The 16,311-nt window shown below is 71.9% G+C and carries 19 protein-coding genes; 15 read left to right on the forward strand and 4 right to left on the reverse strand.

Annotated elements, in window-relative coordinates; all coding sequences use genetic code 11:
- Positions 1-7 precede the first annotated feature (7 nt).
- Positions 8-883 (forward strand): peptide chain release factor N(5)-glutamine methyltransferase, encoded by an 876-nt coding sequence (gene prmC, locus FGD68_RS07885; RefSeq protein ID WP_237609326.1) that lies wholly within the window; start codon positions 8-10, stop codon positions 881-883.
- 26 nt (positions 884-909) lie between these two features.
- On the opposite strand, the gene FGD68_RS07890 is transcribed toward prmC, so the two are convergent.
- Entirely contained in the window at positions 910-1,563 is a 654-nt protein-coding gene (locus tag FGD68_RS07890; RefSeq protein ID WP_119372673.1) for an HAD family hydrolase, read from the reverse strand.
- 71 nt (positions 1,564-1,634) lie between these two features.
- Between FGD68_RS07890 and FGD68_RS07895 the strand changes: the two genes are divergently transcribed.
- The 12 genes from FGD68_RS07895 (at position 1,635) to yaaA (ending at position 12,292) form a co-directional block, all read left to right on the forward strand.
- Positions 1,635-2,573, forward strand: coding sequence for an L-threonylcarbamoyladenylate synthase (locus tag FGD68_RS07895; RefSeq protein WP_237609327.1), 939 nt, complete (start codon positions 1,635-1,637; stop codon positions 2,571-2,573).
- Positions 2,570-3,889: an MraY family glycosyltransferase gene (locus FGD68_RS07900; RefSeq protein ID WP_119372674.1), complete on the forward strand. Its 1,320-nt coding sequence runs from the start codon at positions 2,570-2,572 to the stop codon at positions 3,887-3,889. The genes FGD68_RS07895 and FGD68_RS07900 overlap by 4 nt, the downstream gene beginning before the upstream one ends.
- Positions 3,886-4,356, forward strand: coding sequence for a hypothetical protein (locus FGD68_RS07905; protein ID WP_119372675.1), 471 nt, complete (start codon positions 3,886-3,888; stop codon positions 4,354-4,356). The genes FGD68_RS07900 and FGD68_RS07905 overlap by 4 nt, the downstream gene beginning before the upstream one ends.
- Positions 4,357-4,510: 154 nt before the next feature.
- The gene (gene atpB, locus FGD68_RS07910; RefSeq protein WP_012037849.1) at positions 4,511-5,359 is read left to right on the forward strand and encodes a F0F1 ATP synthase subunit A; all 849 of its coding nucleotides are present in this window, start codon (positions 4,511-4,513) and stop codon (positions 5,357-5,359) included.
- A gap of 46 nt (positions 5,360-5,405) precedes the next feature.
- Positions 5,406-5,639: an ATP synthase F0 subunit C gene (locus FGD68_RS07915; protein ID WP_012037850.1), complete on the forward strand. Its 234-nt coding sequence runs from the start codon at positions 5,406-5,408 to the stop codon at positions 5,637-5,639.
- Between the two features lie 11 nt (positions 5,640-5,650).
- Positions 5,651-6,217 (forward strand): F0F1 ATP synthase subunit B, encoded by a 567-nt coding sequence (locus tag FGD68_RS07920; RefSeq protein ID WP_119372676.1) that lies wholly within the window; start codon positions 5,651-5,653, stop codon positions 6,215-6,217.
- Positions 6,217-7,008, forward strand: coding sequence for a F0F1 ATP synthase subunit delta (locus FGD68_RS07925; protein WP_119372677.1), 792 nt, complete (start codon positions 6,217-6,219; stop codon positions 7,006-7,008). The genes FGD68_RS07920 and FGD68_RS07925 overlap by 1 nt, the downstream gene beginning before the upstream one ends.
- 55 nt (positions 7,009-7,063) lie before the next feature.
- The gene (gene atpA / locus FGD68_RS07930; protein WP_104236112.1) at positions 7,064-8,701 is read left to right on the forward strand and encodes a F0F1 ATP synthase subunit alpha; all 1,638 of its coding nucleotides are present in this window, start codon (positions 7,064-7,066) and stop codon (positions 8,699-8,701) included.
- 49 nt (positions 8,702-8,750) lie between these two features.
- Positions 8,751-9,650, forward strand: coding sequence for a F0F1 ATP synthase subunit gamma (locus tag FGD68_RS07935; RefSeq protein WP_119372678.1), 900 nt, complete (start codon positions 8,751-8,753; stop codon positions 9,648-9,650).
- Between the two features lie 35 nt (positions 9,651-9,685).
- Positions 9,686-11,146 carry a F0F1 ATP synthase subunit beta gene (gene atpD, locus FGD68_RS07940; protein WP_104236114.1) on the forward strand — a complete coding sequence of 487 codons (1,461 nt, stop codon included), beginning with the start codon at positions 9,686-9,688 and terminating at the stop codon, positions 11,144-11,146.
- A gap of 1 nt (position 11,147) precedes the next feature.
- Positions 11,148-11,417 (forward strand): F0F1 ATP synthase subunit epsilon, encoded by a 270-nt coding sequence (locus FGD68_RS07945; RefSeq protein ID WP_012037856.1) that lies wholly within the window; start codon positions 11,148-11,150, stop codon positions 11,415-11,417.
- Between the two features lie 119 nt (positions 11,418-11,536).
- A complete protein-coding gene (gene yaaA / locus FGD68_RS07950) occupies positions 11,537-12,292 on the forward strand; it encodes a peroxide stress protein YaaA (protein WP_104236116.1) in 756 nt (251 codons plus the stop codon).
- Between the two features lie 12 nt (positions 12,293-12,304).
- Here the strand turns inward: yaaA and FGD68_RS07955 are convergent, their stop codons facing one another.
- The 3 genes from FGD68_RS07955 to FGD68_RS07970 form a co-directional block, all read right to left on the reverse strand.
- Complete coding sequence (locus FGD68_RS07955) at positions 12,305-12,898, reverse strand: DNA-3-methyladenine glycosylase I (RefSeq protein WP_181036683.1); 594 nt, start codon at positions 12,896-12,898, stop codon at positions 12,305-12,307.
- The gene (locus tag FGD68_RS07960; protein ID WP_262914778.1) at positions 12,895-13,515 is read right to left on the reverse strand and encodes a methylated-DNA--[protein]-cysteine S-methyltransferase; all 621 of its coding nucleotides are present in this window, start codon (positions 13,513-13,515) and stop codon (positions 12,895-12,897) included. The genes FGD68_RS07955 and FGD68_RS07960 overlap by 4 nt, the downstream gene beginning before the upstream one ends.
- 106 nt (positions 13,516-13,621) lie before the next feature.
- Entirely contained in the window at positions 13,622-14,101 is a 480-nt protein-coding gene (locus tag FGD68_RS07970; protein WP_104236117.1) for an Lrp/AsnC family transcriptional regulator, read from the reverse strand.
- Between the two features lie 229 nt (positions 14,102-14,330).
- Here FGD68_RS07970 and FGD68_RS07975 point away from each other — a divergent pair, with 229 nt between their 5' ends.
- Positions 14,331-15,464, forward strand: coding sequence for an FHA domain-containing protein (locus FGD68_RS07975; protein WP_237609328.1), 1,134 nt, complete (start codon positions 14,331-14,333; stop codon positions 15,462-15,464).
- Positions 15,464-16,300 (forward strand): PP2C family protein-serine/threonine phosphatase, encoded by an 837-nt coding sequence (locus tag FGD68_RS07980; protein WP_119373072.1) that lies wholly within the window; start codon positions 15,464-15,466, stop codon positions 16,298-16,300. Before FGD68_RS07975 ends, FGD68_RS07980 begins: the two co-directional genes overlap by 1 nt.
- Positions 16,301-16,311: the final 11 nt, after the last annotated feature.

A 16,311-nucleotide genomic window follows, 5' to 3' on the forward strand; every position in this document is an offset into this window, starting at 1 on the left:
CTCGCCCGTGCCTGACGCAGAGGGCGTCCCGGTCACCGTGGACGCCCTCCGCATGCGGGTGGGCCAGGCGCTCGCGGCCGCCGGCATCGAGGACCCCGCGGTCGACGCGGAGCTCCTCCTCGGGCACGTGCTCGGCCTCTCGCGCGGCCAGGTGCAGTCGCGAGCGATCACGCGCGCGGCCGTCGACGCCGGGGACGCCGCGCGCGTCCTCGAGCTGACCGCGCGTCGGGCCCGGCGCGAGCCGCTGCAGCACATCACGGGCGTCGCGCACTTCCGCTCGCTCGAGCTCCTGGTCGGACCCGGCGTCTTCGTGCCGCGACCCGAGACGGAGCACGTGGCGCAGCTCGCGATCGACGCGCTGGCGGCGGCGCCCGGGGAGGCGCCCGTCGCCGTCGACCTCGGCACGGGATCCGGCGCCCTCGCGCTCGCGATGGCGACCGAGGTGCCGCACGCGCGCGTGCACGCGATCGAGGTGTCGCCCGAGGCGCACGCCTGGACGGCCCGCAACGTGGAGCGCATCGCGCCCCGCGTGGACCTCGTGCTCGGCGACCTCGCCGACGCGTTCCCCGAGCTCGACGGCACGGTGTCCGTCGTCGTCTCGAACCCGCCCTACATCCCGGTCGACGCGATCCCGCGCGACCCGGAGGTGCGGCTGCACGACCCCGCGCTCGCGCTCTACGGCGGCGCGGACGGCCTCGACGTCGTGCGGCTCGTCTCGACGACCGCACGGCGGCTGCTCCACCCGGGCGGCGCGCTCGTGATCGAGCACGGGGAGCTGCAGGGCGAGGCGATCCGCGTCCTCCTCGCCGCCGACGGCTGGCGCGCGACCGCCACGTTCCAGGACCTCACCCGGCGCGACCGCGCGACGACCGCGCTGCGCTGACGGGGATCGCGAGCCCGGCTCCCGGGTCAGCCCGAGTGCGCCTGCGCCCGGATGAACGCCTCGACCGCGGGCAGCAGGTCCCCGTCGCCGCGCACGTGGTGCCCGGTGATGCCGAGCGCGCGGGCGGACGCCACGTTGTCCTCCCGGTCGTCCGCGAAGAACGTCCGCGCGGCAGGCTGTCCGTACGCGGCGAGCACCCCGCGGAACACGGCCGGATCCGGCTTCCGGGCGCCGTACCCGCTCGAGGTGCGCAGGTGCTCGACCCCGAAGAGCGGCACCAGCTCGGGCGCGAGCTCCGGCAGGTGCCGGGCCGCGAGCGCGTTGTTGTTGGTGAGCAGCGTGATCCGCCCGGCCTCGCGCGCCCGGGCCACCGCCGCGAGCGCCTGCGGCCGCACCGTCATGGACGCGCGGCGGCGACGCACCCACTCGTCCTCGTCCATCTCCACGCCCACGGCGGCGCAGAACGCGTCGAGGTAGGAGTCGGCGTCGATGCGGCCCGCCTCCGCCGCCCACTCGCCGTCGTCGTTGTACCAGCGGCGGCGCAGCTCCGGCAGGTCGTGCCCGGTCGCGGCCGTGATGCGGTCGGCGGGCCCCCGCCAGTCGTGGTCGTACAGCACGTCGTCCATGTCGAACACGAACAGGAGCCCGTGGGGGCCGGGGGAGCGGGGCGCGGAGGTCATCACGCCCAGTATGCGGGCGCGGCCGCCACGCGGATCGCCCGCTCAGGGCCCGGGGCGTGCGCTCGACTACGATGAGCGACGACATGGCGCGCATATACGACTGCTCAGTCGACACCGACCTCCTCACCGGCATGAGACTCGCCCGACAGGCGGTGGGCCGCGGCGAGGTCGTCGTCATCCCCACGGACACGGTCTACGGCATCGCCGCCGACGCGTTCAACCCCGACGCCGTCCAGCGCCTGCTCGACGCGAAGGGCCGCGGGCGCGACGCTCCGCCTCCCGTGCTCATCCCCGGGCAGTCCACGCTGGACGCCCTCGCCGACTTCGTCCCCGACGTGGTCCGCCGCCTGGTGGACGAGTTCTGGCCCGGCGGCCTCACGGTGATCCTCGTGGCGCAGCCCTCCCTCGTCTGGGACCTCGGCGAGACCCGCGGCACCGTGGCGCTGCGCATGCCCGCGAACTCCTACGCGCTCGAGCTCCTCGCGGAGACCGGCCCGCTCGCGGTCTCGTCCGCGAACAGGACGGGCCAGCCCGCCGCCGCGACCGCCCAGGAGGCCGTGGACCAGCTCGGCGAGTCGGTCGACGTCTTCCTCGACGGGGGAGCCGCAGGGGGAGCCGCCTCGACCATCGTCGACGCCTCGCGCGTCACCCAGGCGGGCGGCCGCGTCCGCATCGTGCGCGAGGGCGCGATCACGCGCGCGCAGATCCAGCAGCTCATCGGCGACGAGCTCGAGCCCGTCGTCACCGCGCCCACGGAGCCGGAGGAGGAGGCGGAGCAGCCGCCCGTCCCCGACGAGCTCGAGGCCCCGCGCGGCATCGCGAGCGGCGCCGAGCGCGTCGACGGATCCGCGGATCCCGTCACGGCGTCCGACGCCGACACGTCGACCGTCGCCGACGCGTCGTCCGACGCCGGCCCGACGTACCCCGAGTTCGTCGAGCCGGTCGACCCGACGCCCGCCGACCCGACCGCGACCGAGCCCCCCGCGGATCCGCCCGCGCACCCCCGGTGACCTACTACGCCGCCATGGCGGTCGTCTCGGCGGTCATCACGCTCGTCCTGTCGATGGTCGTCATGAAGCTCGGCTACCGCTACAAGCTCTACCCGGCCATCCGGGCGCGCGACGTGCACACGCGACCGACGCCCCGGCTCGGCGGCGTCGCCATGTTCGCCGGCATCCTGGTCGCGTTCGCCGTGGCCTCGCAGGTCTCCTGGTTCAGCCTGGTCTTCGACCGGCCGGGTCCGGTGTTCGCGATCCTCGGCGCCGCGCTCATGATCGTCGTCATCGGCGTCCTCGACGACGTCTACGACCTCGACTGGATGATCAAGCTCGCCGGCCAGATCCTCGCTGCGGGCCTCCTCGCCTGGCAGGGCGTCGCGATCTCCTCGCTGCCGATCGGCGGCCTCACCGTCGGCTCGTCGCAGATGTCGATCATGCTGACGATCTTCGCGATCGTGCTCGTGATGAACGCCGTCAACTTCATCGACGGGCTCGACGGCCTGGTCGCGGGAGTGGCGATCATCGCGAACGGCGCCTTCTTCCTCTACAGCTTCCTGCTCTCGGACACCGCCACCGGCCAGACCGAGCGCTTCAACCTGGCGTCCCTCATCAGCGCGATCCTCATCGGCGCGTGCCTCGGCTTCCTCCCCTTCAACTGGCACCCCGCGAAGCTGTTCATGGGCGACGCCGGCGCGCTGCTCGTCGGCCTCCTCATGGCCACGAGCGCTATCGCCGTCACGGGCGAGATCGACCCGAACCCGGAGACGTTCGGCCGCTCGCAGCTGCTGCCCGCGTTCCTGCCGATCCTCCTGCCGTTCGCGATCCTCATCGTCCCGCTGCTCGACTTCGCCCTCGCGGTGTTCCGGCGCCTCAAGGCCGGAAAGTCGCCCTTCAGCGCCGACCGCAAGCACCTGCACCACCGCCTGCTCGACATGGGCCACTCGCGCCTGCACGCGACGCTGATCTTCTACGCGTGGACGGGCGTCGTGTCCGCCGGCTGCCTGCTCATGTTCGTCGTGCAGCCGTACGCGTGGGGCGTGGCCTTCATCGCGGTCGGCATGGTGGCATGCGCGGTCGTGACCCTGGCCCCGCTGAGCCGCCGCAAGCGCCTCGAGGCCGCCGCGCAGCTCGTGCCCGCCGACGCCGAGTCCGATGACGCCGCGGCGTACGACCCGCTCGACGAGGCCGCGGTCGACCGGCCGCTCGCGCGCCTCACGGAGTCCGAGCTGGAGGAGGTCGAGCGCGAGCACGCCGAGCTCGCCACGGGAGCCATCGCGACCCGCCCCACCGACGCCCCGAACCCGGGGACAGCCAAGGAGACGACATGACCGACAGCCCGAGCGCCCCCGCCCCGGCCCAGACCCCCGCGAAGAAGGACGTCTTCACGCGCATCCTCATCGGGGGAGCGCTGCTCGCCCTCGCCATCGCGGTGGTCGGCGGCATCGTCGGCTTCGCGGTCGACGGCGGCCGCGGCCTCCTCAGCGCCGTCATCGGCAGCGCCATGGCCCTCGTCTTCCTCGGGCTCACGGCCGGCAGCATCCTCTTCGCGAACCGGTTCCAGTCCTCGCCCATCTACCCGACGCTGTTCTTCTCGGTCGTGCTCGGCGCGTGGCTGCTCAAGTTCGTGGTGTTCCTCGCGGTCGCGATGGTGCTCAAGGAGCAGCAGTGGATCAACCTGGTCGTGCTCTTCGTGACGGTGATCGTGGGCGTCGTGGGCACCCTCGCGATGGACATGATCGTGATCACCAGGGCCCGCGTCGGCTACGTCAGCGACGCACAGCTCCCCGGGCGCTGACCGCGCGCCCTCGGGCCGCGGGAGGAGGGGACGCGATTAGTCAGGGCACCCTCATTGTTGATAGTCTCTGTCAAGACGATTCCCGTCGGGCCGTGCCCAGATCCACCTCACGCCGGCGTCTTCTCACCCCATCCGTTCGTCGCCGCGAGAGCTCGTGCTCCACGCCCCGAAACAGGAGATAGCGCTGTTAGCCACCGCTGCACCCAGCATCATCACCCTCGCCGCTGAAGACTCGGGTGAGGGGTTCCACGCTCCCACTCTCGAGGAGTTCTTCCCGCCGATCGCCTTCTTCGAGGGCACGGGCTTCGACCTCAACCGCATCATGCTCATCAGGCTCCTGGTGATGGCGGTCCTCGTCGTCCTGTTCGTCGTCGGCACGCGCAAGCTCGCGCTGGTGCCCGGCCGCGGCCAGAACCTCGTCGAGATGGGCGTCGACTTCGTCCGCGTCAACATCGCGGAGGACATCCTCGGCAAGAAGGACGGCCGGCGCTTCCTGCCGATCATCATGACCATCTTCTTCCTGGTGCTCGGCATGAACCTGACGGGCGTCGTCCCGTTCCTCAACATCGCGGGCACGTCGGTCATCGGCCTCCCGCTGCTCCTGGCCCTCGTGGCGTACGTGACCTTCATCTACGCCGGCATCAAGGACCGGGGCGTGATGTTCTTCAAGAACACGCTGTTCCCCGCCGGCGCGCCGAAGCCGGTCTACCTGCTCCTCACGCCCATCGAGTTCCTCTCGACGTTCATCATCCGGCCGGTCGCGCTCACGCTCCGACTCCTGATGAACATGCTCGTGGGGCACCTCCTGCTGGTGCTCTGCTTCTCCGCGACGTGGTTCTTCCTCTTCGAGGCACAGGGCGCGCTCAAGATCCTGGGCGCAGGCACCCTCGTCCTCGGGTTCGCGTTCACGCTCTTCGAGCTGCTCGTCGCCGTCCTGCAGGCCTACATCTTCGCCCTCCTCACCGCCGTCTACATCCAGATGGCCGTGGCGGAGGAGCACTAAGCGATCTCGTCGACCAACGAGATCACCCAACCGGAAGGAAACCCCAGTGGACCCCATCATTCTCGCCGAGATCAACGGCAACATCGCGACCGTCGGCTACGGCCTCGCAGCGATCGGCCCCGGCATCGGTGTCGGGATCGTCGCGGGCAAGACCGTCGAGGCCATGGCCCGCCAGCCTGAGATGGCCGGCAGCCTCCGCACCACGATGTTCCTCGGCATCGCGTTCTCCGAGGCGCTCGCGCTCATCGGCCTCGCGACCTACTTCATCTTCACCAACTAGGGGAGTCGCACATGCTCACGCCCCACAACGTGATGGCGGCAGGTGAAGAAGCGCCGAGCATCCTCCTACCCGCGGTCTACGACATCGTGTGGTCGGCGGTCGTGTTCGTCGTCCTCCTGGTCGTCATCTGGAAGTACGCGCTCCCGCGCGTCTACGCCATGCTCGACGGTCGCACCGAGGCCATCGCTGGCGGCATCGAGAAGGCCGAGCGCGCGCAGGCGGAAGCCGACGCGGCGAAGGCCGAGCTCACCGCTCAGCTCGCCGAGGCGCGCGCCGAGGCCGGCCGCATCCGCGAGCAGGCCCGCGTCGACGCCACGGCGATCGCCGCGGAGATCAAGGAGCAGGCCACGGCCGACGCCGCCCGGATCACCGCCAGCGCGCAGCAGCAGATCGAGGCCGAGCGCCAGCAGGCGGTCGTCTCGCTCCGCTCCGAGGTCGGATCGCTCGCGATCGACCTCGCGTCGGGTGTCATCGGCCAGAGCCTCACGGACGACCAGCGCTCCACGGCGCTCGTCGACCGGTTCCTCGCCGACCTGGAGGCCAGCGAGATCGCCGGCAGGACGGGATCCGCCAGCTGATGGGCAGTGCATCGCGCGCATCGCTCGATTCCGCACGCCGCGTCCTGGCGGAGCTCGGGGGCGTCGACCTGTCGACGGCCGGTCAGCTCCTCGGAGCCGGCCGCGCCATCGGCGGATCCACGCACCTGCTCTCCGCGCTCGCGGACACCGGCATCGCGCCGGAGGTCAAGCACAGCATCGTGGACCGGGTCTTCGGCTCCACCGTCCAGGAGCCGGCGCTCCGCGTCCTCCGCGCGGTCGTCGACGGCCGCTGGTCGTCGCACGACGAGCTGCTGGCGGGCATCGAGGAGCTCGGCATCCGCGCCGTCGCGATCTCGGCGCCCGAGGGCACGCCCGTCGAGTCCGAGCTGTTCACGTTCGGACGCGCGGTGTCCACCGACGACGGCCTCGAGCTGGCGTTCGGCGACAAGCTGGGCGACCCCGAGGCCAAGTCGACGCTCGTCCACCGTCTCCTCGACGGCCGGGCATCGGAGCAGACGGTCGTCATCGTGGAGCAGCTCGTGCAGCAGCCCCGCGGCCGCCGCATCGGCGAGCTCGTCCGTCACGCCGCCACCCTCGTGGCCGACCAGGCGGGCCTCACCATCGCCACGGTCAGCGTCGCCTCGCCCCTGTCGCCCGAGCAGTCGGAGCGCCTCGCGCAGGCGCTGAGCCGCCGGTACTCCCGGCGGATCGAGCTGAACCAGGTCGTGGACCGCGACCTCGTCGGCGGCCTCCGCGTCCAGATCGGCGATGACGTCATCGACGGCAGCGTCGCCACCAGGATCAACGATTTGAGACTCCAGTTCGCCTGACCGGCGGGCGTCACCTCGGGAGCCGTCCGCTCTCGTGAATGCAAAGGGAAAGAAGATGGCAGAACTTTCGATCAGCCCCGACGAGATCCGGGACGCGCTCAAGGACTTCGTGCAGTCCTACGAGCCCGGCAAGGCCTCGACCACCGAGGTCGGCTACGTGCTCGACGCGGGCGACGGAATCGCCCACGTGCAGGGCCTGCCCGGCGTCATGGCCAACGAGCTCATCACGTTCGCCGACGGGACCCTGGGCCTCGCCCAGAACCTGGAGGAGAGCGAGATCGGCGTCATCGTGCTCGGCGAGTTCGCCGGCATCGAGGAGGGCATGGAGGTGCGCCGCACCGGCGAGGTGCTCTCCGTCCCCGTCGGCGACGGCTACCTCGGTCGCGTCGTGGACCCGCTGGGCAACCCCATCGACGGCCAGGGCGAGATCGCGACCGAGGGCCGCCGCGCCCTCGAGCTCCAGGCGCCCGGCGTCATGCAGCGCAAGAGCGTCCACGAGCCCATGCAGACCGGCATCAAGGCCATCGACGCCATGATCCCGATCGGCCGCGGCCAGCGCCAGCTCATCATCGGCGACCGCCAGACCGGCAAGACGGCCATCGCCATCGACACGATCATCAACCAGAAGGCCAACTGGGAGTCCGGCGACACGAACAAGCAGGTGCGCTGCATCTACGTCGCCATCGGCCAGAAGGGCTCCACCATCGCCTCGGTGAAGGGCGCCCTCGAGGAGGCCGGCGCCATGGAGTACACGACCATCGTCGCGTCCCCCGCGTCCGACCCCGCCGGCTTCAAGTACCTCGCGCCCTACACCGGCTCGGCCATCGGCCAGCACTGGATGTACGGCGGCAAGCACGTCCTCATCATCTTCGACGACCTGTCCAAGCAGGCCGAGGCCTACCGCGCCGTCTCCCTCCTCCTGCGCCGCCCGCCGGGACGCGAGGCGTACCCCGGCGACGTGTTCTACCTGCACTCCCGCCTGCTCGAGCGCTGCGCCAAGCTCTCGGACGAGCTGGGCGCCGGTTCGATGACGGGCCTGCCCATCATCGAGACGAAGGCGAACGACGTCTCGGCGTACATCCCGACCAACGTGATCTCGATCACCGACGGCCAGATCTTCCTCCAGTCGGACCTGTTCAACGCGAACCAGCGTCCCGCGGTGGACGTCGGCATCTCGGTCTCCCGCGTCGGCGGCGACGCCCAGGTGAAGAGCATCAAGAAGGTCTCCGGCACGCTCAAGCTCGAGCTCGCGCAGTACCGCTCCCTCGAGGCGTTCGCGATCTTCGCGTCCGATCTCGACGCGGCCAGCCGTCGTCAGCTCGCCCGCGGCGCGCGCCTCACCGAGCTGCTCAAGCAGCCCCAGTACTCGCCCTTCCCCATCGAGGAGCAGGTCGTCTCGATCTGGGCGGGCACGAAGGGCAAGCTCGACGAGGTCCCCGTCGAGGACATCCTCCGCTTCGAGCGGGAGCTGCTCGACCACCTCCACCGCAACACGGAGGTGCTGTCGCAGCTCAAGGAGAAGAACGTCCTCACCGACGACATCGTCGACGCGATGGACAAGGCCGTGGACCGGTTCAAGCTCGAGTTCCAGACGGGCGAGGGCAAGCCCCTCGCCTCCGTGGGATCCGAGAAGTTCGAGCCCGCCAAGGCCGAGGACGTCAACCAGGAGCAGATCGTCAAGGGCAAGCGCTGACGCGCTCGCCCCACCGATCCGCCACCGACCGAGACCGATAGGGAGACTCATGGGAGCGCAACTCCGGGTCTACACGCAGAAGATCAAGTCCGCGCAGACGACGAAGAAGATCACCCGCGCGATGGAGCTGATCTCCGCGTCGCGCATCCAGAAGGCGCAGCAGCGGATGGCGGCGTCCGCGCCGTACTCCCGCGCCGTCACGCGCGCGGTCTCGGCGGTGGCGACGTTCTCCAACGTCGACCACATCCTCACGACCGAGCCCGAGAAGGTGGAGCGGGCGGCGATCGTCATCTTCGCCTCCGACCGCGGCCTCGCCGGCGCGTTCAGCTCCAGCGTCCTGAAGGAGTCGGAGCAGCTCGGCGAGCTGCTCCGCTCGCAGGGCAAGGAGATCGTCTACTACCTGGTGGGCCGCAAGGCCGTGGGGTACTTCAAGTTCCGCAAGCGGGATTCGGAGCGCATCTGGACCGGCAGCACCGAGAAGCCGGAGTTCGAGACCGCGAAGTCCATCGGCGACGCGCTCGTGGAGAAGTTCGTGACGCCGGCGTCCGAGGGCGGGGTGGACGAGATCCACATCGTCTTCAACCGCTTCGTGTCGATCGCGACGCAGAAGCCCGAGGTCGTCCGCCTGCTGCCGCTCGAGGTCGTCGAGGGGGTGGAGGCGCCCGGTGAGGGTGCCGTCCTGCCGCTCTACGAGTTCGAGCCCGAGGTGGGCGACGTGCTCGACGCGCTGCTGCCCGTCTACATCGAGAGCCGCATCTTCAACGCGATGCTCCAGTCGGCCGCTTCCGAGCACGCCGCGCGCCAGAAGGCCATGAAGTCGGCGAGCGACAACGCCGACAAGCTCGTGACCACCTACACGCGGCTGCGGAACAACGCGCGCCAGACCGAGATCACGCAGCAGATCTCCGAGATCGTCGGCGGCGCGGACGCGCTCGCCTCCAGCAAGTAACACTCCTGCTCCACGAATGAAGAAGAGAGACATCAATGACTGACACCGCCACTGCGCCGGTCGCCAGCGACAGCGTGGCCGGCGTCGGACGCATCGTCCGCGTCACCGGCCCGGTCGTGGACATCGAGTTCCCGCACGACTCGATCCCCCCGGTCTACAACGCCCTCAAGACCACGATCACCATCGGCGAGGAGTCGACGGAGATCACGCTCGAGATCGCGCTGCACCTCGGCGACGACGTCGTGCGCGCCATCGCCCTGAAGCCCACGGACGGCCTCGTCCGCGGCCAGGAGGTGCGCGACACGGGCGCCGCCATCTCGGTGCCCGTCGGCGACATCACCAAGGGCAAGGTCTTCAACGTCACCGGCGACATCCTCAACAACGAGGGTGGCGAGCAGATCGAGATCACCGAGCGCTGGCCCATCCACCGCAAGCCCCCGATGTTCGACCAGCTCGAGTCCAAGACGCAGCTGTTCGAGACCGGCATCAAGGTCATCGACCTCCTCACCCCGTACGTGCAGGGCGGCAAGATCGGCCTGTTCGGCGGCGCGGGCGTCGGCAAGACCGTCCTCATCCAGGAGATGATCCAGCGCGTCGCGCAGGACCACGGCGGCGTGTCCGTGTTCGCCGGCGTCGGCGAGCGCACGCGTGAGGGCAACGACCTCATCATGGAGATGGAGGAGGCCGGCGTCTTCGACAAGACCGCGTTGGTCTTCGGCCAGATGGACGAGCCGCCGGGAACGCGCCTCCGCGTGGCCCTGTCCGCGCTCACGATGGCGGAGTACTTCCGCGACGTGAAGAACCAGGACGTGCTGCTCTTCATCGACAACATCTTCCGCTTCACGCAGGCCGGCTCCGAGGTCTCCACGCTGCTCGGCCGCATGCCGTCCGCGGTGGGCTACCAGCCCAACCTCGCGGACGAGATGGGCGTGCTCCAGGAGCGCATCACGTCGACCCGCGGCCACAGCATCACCTCGCTGCAGGCCATCTACGTCCCGGCCGACGACTACACCGACCCGGCACCGGCCACCACGTTCGCGCACCTCGACGCGACCACGGAGCTCAGCCGCGAGATCGCGTCGCGCGGCCTCTACCCGGCCGTCGACCCGCTGACGTCCACCAGCCGCATCCTCGACCCGCGGTACCTGGGCCAGGCGCACTACGACACGGCCACCCGCGTCAAGGCGATCCTGCAGAAGAACAAGGAGCTGCAGGAGATCATCGCGATCCTCGGCGTCGACGAGCTCTCCGAGGAGGACAAGGTCACGGTGTCGCGTGCGCGCCGCATCCAGCAGTTCCTCTCGCAGAACACGTACATGGCGAAGAAGTTCACGGGCGTCGAGGGCTCCACGGTGCCGCTGAAGAACACCATCGAGTCGTTCTCGAAGATCGCCGACGGCGACTACGACCACGTCGCCGAGCAGGCGTTCTTCAACGTCGGCGACCTCGACGACGTCGAGCGCCGCTGGTCCGAGATCCAGAAGGAGAACGGCTGACATGGCCCGCGCTGATCTCACGGTGACCGTGGTCTCGGCCGACCAGCAGGTCTGGTCTGGCCAGGCGTCCATGGTCGTCGCGCGCACGAGCGAGGGCGAGATCGGCATCCTCGCCGGTCACGAGCCGCTCCTGGCGATCCTCGCGACCGGCAACGTCCGCATCACGCAGGACGGCGGCGCCGTGATCACGGCCGACGCCGACGAGGGCTTCCTCTCGGTGGAGAACGACAACGTGACCGTGGTCGCGCGCAAGGCCGCACTGGTCGCGTAGCGGCACCTCCGTCCGACGGCGGGCGGTCCCCTCGGGGGCCGTCCGCCTTCGTGCGTCCGGGCGGGCGCTGCTCGTCCCCGCCGACCCACCCGTCCAGCCCATCCGATCCCGGAGGTCCCGTGCTCGTCCTGCTGCCCCCGTCCGAGACGAAGCGCGACGGCGGGACGGAGGGATCGCACCTCGACCTCGACCTCCTCGCCTTCCCGGAGCTGACGGCCGAGCGGCGGACGGTCGTGCGGGCCGTCGCCGACCTCGCCCAGGATCCCGAGGCCGCCGCGCGTGCCCTCAAGCTCGGACCGCGTCAGGCGGGCGAGGTCGAGCGGAACCGCGTGCTCGAGTCGTCGCCGACCATGCCGGCGCTCCGTCGCTACACCGGCGTGCTGTACGACCCCGTCGGCGCCGACTCCCTGGACGCCGCTCAGCTCGCGTTCGCCGGTCGACACGTGGCCGTGCACTCCGCGCTCCTCGGGCCCGTCCGGGCGACCGACCCGATCCCCGCCTACCGGCTCTCGCACGACAGCCGGCTGCCGGGCGTGCGGATGAAGGCGCACTGGATGGCCTCGGTCCGCCGCGTGCTGGAGGGGATCCCCGGCCTCGTGCTCGACCTCCGATCGGAGGGATATGCGGCCCTCGGACCGCGCCCTGGCCACGAGGACTCCGCCGTGGTGCGCGTGGTCGCCCGAGGTGCGGACGGCACCGTGCGGGCGCTCAACCACTTCAACAAGAAGGCGAAGGGCGAGCTGGTGAGGGCGCTGATCCTCGCCGGCCGCGACCTCGCATCCGTGGCGGAGCTGCTGGACTGGGCGGAGGACGCCGGCGTCGAGCTGTCACGCGGCGACTCCGGCGAGCTCGTCCTGGTCGCCGCGCCGCACTGACGGTGCCAGCGGTCAGGCGGCCAGATGGCAGCCGACGACGTGGTCGTCGACGAGGCCCGATGACTGCATGAGCGCGTAGACGGTGGTGGGGCCCACGAAGCGGAGGCCGTGTGCCTTCAGCTCGCGGCTGAGGGCCGTGGACTCGGCGGTGACGGCGGGGATCTCGTCTGCCGACGTCGGTCGTGGGCGGACCAGGGGATCGGACGCGTGCGCCCAGATCATCCGATCGAGGGCGCCGTCCCCGTGCGCGTCGAGGAGGGTCCGCACGGCGCGCGCGTTGCCGGCGGCCGCGAGGATCTTCGCGCGGTTGCGGATGATCCCGGCGTCGCCCATGAGCCGCTCGACGTCTCCATCGTCCATGGCGGCGACCGCGTCGATGTCGAAGCCGTGGAAGACCTCGCGGAAGCGCGGGCGCTTGCGGAGGATGGTGATCCACGACAGGCCCGCCTGGAAGCCCTCGAGGCAGAGCTTCTCGAAGAGCGGGCGGTCGCCGTGCAACGGACGGCCCCACTCCTCGTCGTGGTACCTCCGGTACTCCGCGTCGGCCGCGGACCAGGCGCAGCGCGCGAGGCCGTCGTCGCCGACCGCGATCGATGCCCGGGTCACGACAGCACCGAGCCCTCGAGCGCGAGGAGCCGCACCTTGGTGGCGACCCCGTCGCCTGCGCTGAAGCCGGTCACGCGCCCGTCGGAGCCCAGGACGCGATGGCACGGGACGAGGATGCAGAGCCGGTTGGCCCCGACGGCGCCGCCCACGGCACGCGCACCACCGGGACGACCCGCCGCCTGCGCGAGTGCACCGTACGTCGTGACACCGCCATGGGGGACGCGGGCCAGCGCCTCCCAGACGGCGACCTGGAACGGGGTCCCCGTCAACCGCACCTGGACGTCGAACGTCGTGCGGAGGCCCGCGAAGTACTCGTCGAGCTGCCGGGACGTCTCCGCGAGCACGGGGCTCGGCCTGTCGTCCAGGTGGTCGAGCGGCAGGACGCCGTCGGTCGCGATGGACAGGGCGACGACCCGGTCGCCCTCGGCCACGAGCTCCAGGCGGCCGACGGGGGAGGGCACCCGGAGGAGAGCGGCGCCGACGGGAAGCAGCCCCGCTGCGGGCGGGAGCGGACGGCGCGGAGCGGCGTCTGGAGCCGGGGATCCGGGACGGCGACCGCCGGGCGGGGGCGCGGTCGGGCGCGCGGGGGCGACGGCGGGTGCGGAGGAGGGGGTCATGCGGCGACCGTACGACGGGCCGCGCGGATGGCGCCGGGGGCGCCGCGATCGGGGGAGGGACGGCGAGAGCCGCCGCCGGGGGAGGACGCGGAGGAGCGCGCCGCCGTCACCGGGAGCGCCCGTGCCCGTCCTGCGTGTGGACCTTGAGGTAGACGAACGTCTCCGTGCTCACGACGCCGTCGAGCGCGCGGATCCGGGCGTTGAGCAGCTCGACCAGCTCCTCGTCGTCCTCGCACACCACCTCGGCGAGCAGGTCGAAGGTGCCCGCCGTCATGACCACGTAGTCGACGGCGGGGATGTCCGCGAGGGCGTCCGCGACCACGCGCACGTCGCCGCTCACGGTGACGCCGATCATGGCCTGGCGGGTGAGCCCGAGCTGCTGCGGATCGGTGAGCGCCACGATGCGGATCACGCCCGCGTCCGTGAGCTTCTGCACGCGCTGCCGGACGGCGGCCTCGCTGAGGCCGACGGCCTTGCCGATCTCGGCGTACGACCGTCGCCCGTCCTCCCGCAGCTGCTCGACGATGGATCGGGAGATCGCGTCGACGGGGAGCCCGCGGGCGGAGGGGCGCTGCGGCGTGCTCATCGTCCGAGCATGGCAGTCGGGCGGAGGTCGGGCAACCGGATCCGCGGCGAGCGTCCCTCCCCGAGGTCCGGATGCCCCTCCTCGGCGCCGCACCTGGACTCTGTCCGGCGGCGGCGCAGCAGGCGGTCGGCGCGCGGCCGCCCGGTAGGATCCCTGTCAGCGCGTCCGGCTGCCCGAGGCCCGGCGCCGACCGCCCGACCGGGCGCCGAGTCCCGATGGAGCCGATGACGTGAGCGAGGGCTCCCACCGTTCCTCTCCCGCCGCCCGGGGATCGGCCGGCCTCGCGGTGGTGACGCCCCACGCCGTGGTGCTCCTGCCCGCCGGCGCCCCGACGCGCGTCGTGGAGGACCTCTGGCGCATCGTCGCGGATCCGGCCACCACGGCCGAGGCGGTCGTCGCGGGGCTGCCCCTGCGGGGCGCGGACGAGGTCGCCTCCTTCGCCGTGATCGTGCACGAGGCCGTGGGGCCGGAGGGCGCGCGCCTCCAGGTGGTGCTGCGCGGGGACGCGGTCCTGGACGCCGCCGTCGACGGTGACGCGGATGCCCGCCGTGTGGACGCGCGGCGGGCCCAGCCCTTCTACCTCGCCACCCTCGACCGCGTGCGCGCGTACCGGGCAGGGCACGCCGACGCCGCGGCGGGCGCGACCGGGATCGCGAACGGGGGCCTCCCTCTGATCGCGGGCGCCGTCGCCGCCGACGCCGTCGACTGGCGGCTCGGCGACGCGCGATCCGGCGACGCCGCGGGCGCTCGCGCGGACCGCCGCGGCGGCTCGCGCGCCGGTCGCCACGCGGCGCCGCCCGCCGACCCCGGCCTCGCTGACCCCGGCCTCGTCGCCACCGTCCTCGACGGGCCGGCGGATCCGGGCGAGCACGCGAGGGGACCCGACGCCCGTGAGGCGGAGGCGGAGGCCGAGGCCAGCGCCGGGTCCGCCGGCGTCCCCACCGTCGCGATGCCCACGGTGCCCGCAGCGGCCGACGACGTGGACGCCGCGCGCGTCGTGCTCGCGTTCCGCGTCCTGCGCGACGGCGTGCCGCACGTCGACGCCGTCGTCCCCGACCGGATCCCCCTCGACGCGCCCGCCATCGTCGGCCGCCGCCCCCGGCCGCCGCGCGTCGTCCGGGGCGTCGCCCCGCGCCTCGTGGCGGTGCCGTCGCCGCTCGGCGAGATCTCCGGCACGCACCTCGGGCTCCGGCAGGACGCCGGCGTGATCGTCGTGACCGACCTCGACTCCACGAACGGCACGGTCGTGCTCGCTCCCGGGTCCGAGCACCTCGCGCTTCGTCCGGGGGAGTCGCTCGTGGTCGTCCCTGGCACGCGCATCGACATCGGCGACGGCGTCGTCCTCGAGATCCTGTCCGCCTGATGACCGCCATCGGAGCGGATGTCGCGGAGGCCTCCCTCGCCCTGCCCGACGGCCGCACGCTCGTGCTCGGCTGGGCGTCCATGACCGATCGCGGACTCCGCCGCGACCACAACGAGGACAGCGTGCTCGCGGCCGTGCCGTACTTCGCGGTGGCGGACGGGATGGGCGGCCACGCGGCGGGCGACGTGGCGAGCGACGCCGTCATCCGCCGCCTCGCCGAGGAGCAGGAGCGCGCGGAGTCCGGGTTCGCGGATCCCGAGGGCGTGGAGCCCGCGCTCGACCTGGCTGTCGGCGACATCCGCGAGGAGACCGGGGAGCTCGAGCTGCACGCCGGGACAACCGTCACGGGCGCGTGCCTGACCCTGGTGTCCGACCGGCCGTACTGGGCCGTCTTCAACGTCGGCGACTCGCGCGTCTACCAGCTGCGCGGCGACGTGCTGGAGCAGGTCACCGTGGACCACTCGGTCGTGCAGGAGATGGTGGACGCAGGCCGCATCACGCGCGCGCAGGCCGACCGGCACCCGGACGGCAACATCATCACCCGGGCGGTGGGCGTCGGCGACGCCGCCGAGGCGGACTACTGGCTGCTGCCCGTGACCGCACGGCTGCGGCTGCTGGTCTGCTCGGACGGGCTGACCAAGGAGCTGGCCGACGCCGAGATCCGCGGGCACCTGCTCCGCGCCGACGACGCGGCGACGGCCGTGCGCGACCTCGTGGTGCACGCGCTGGAGAACGGCGGGCGCGACAACGTGACGGCGATCGTGGTCGACGTGCTGCGGATCGACCCCGCCGCCGATGCGACCGACACCCCGCGTCGCCGCGGCCTGCGTCGCTGAGCCCGACGCGG

Source organism: Clavibacter californiensis, assembly GCF_021952865.1.
Taxonomy (GTDB): Bacteria; Actinomycetota; Actinomycetes; order Actinomycetales; family Microbacteriaceae; genus Clavibacter; species Clavibacter californiensis.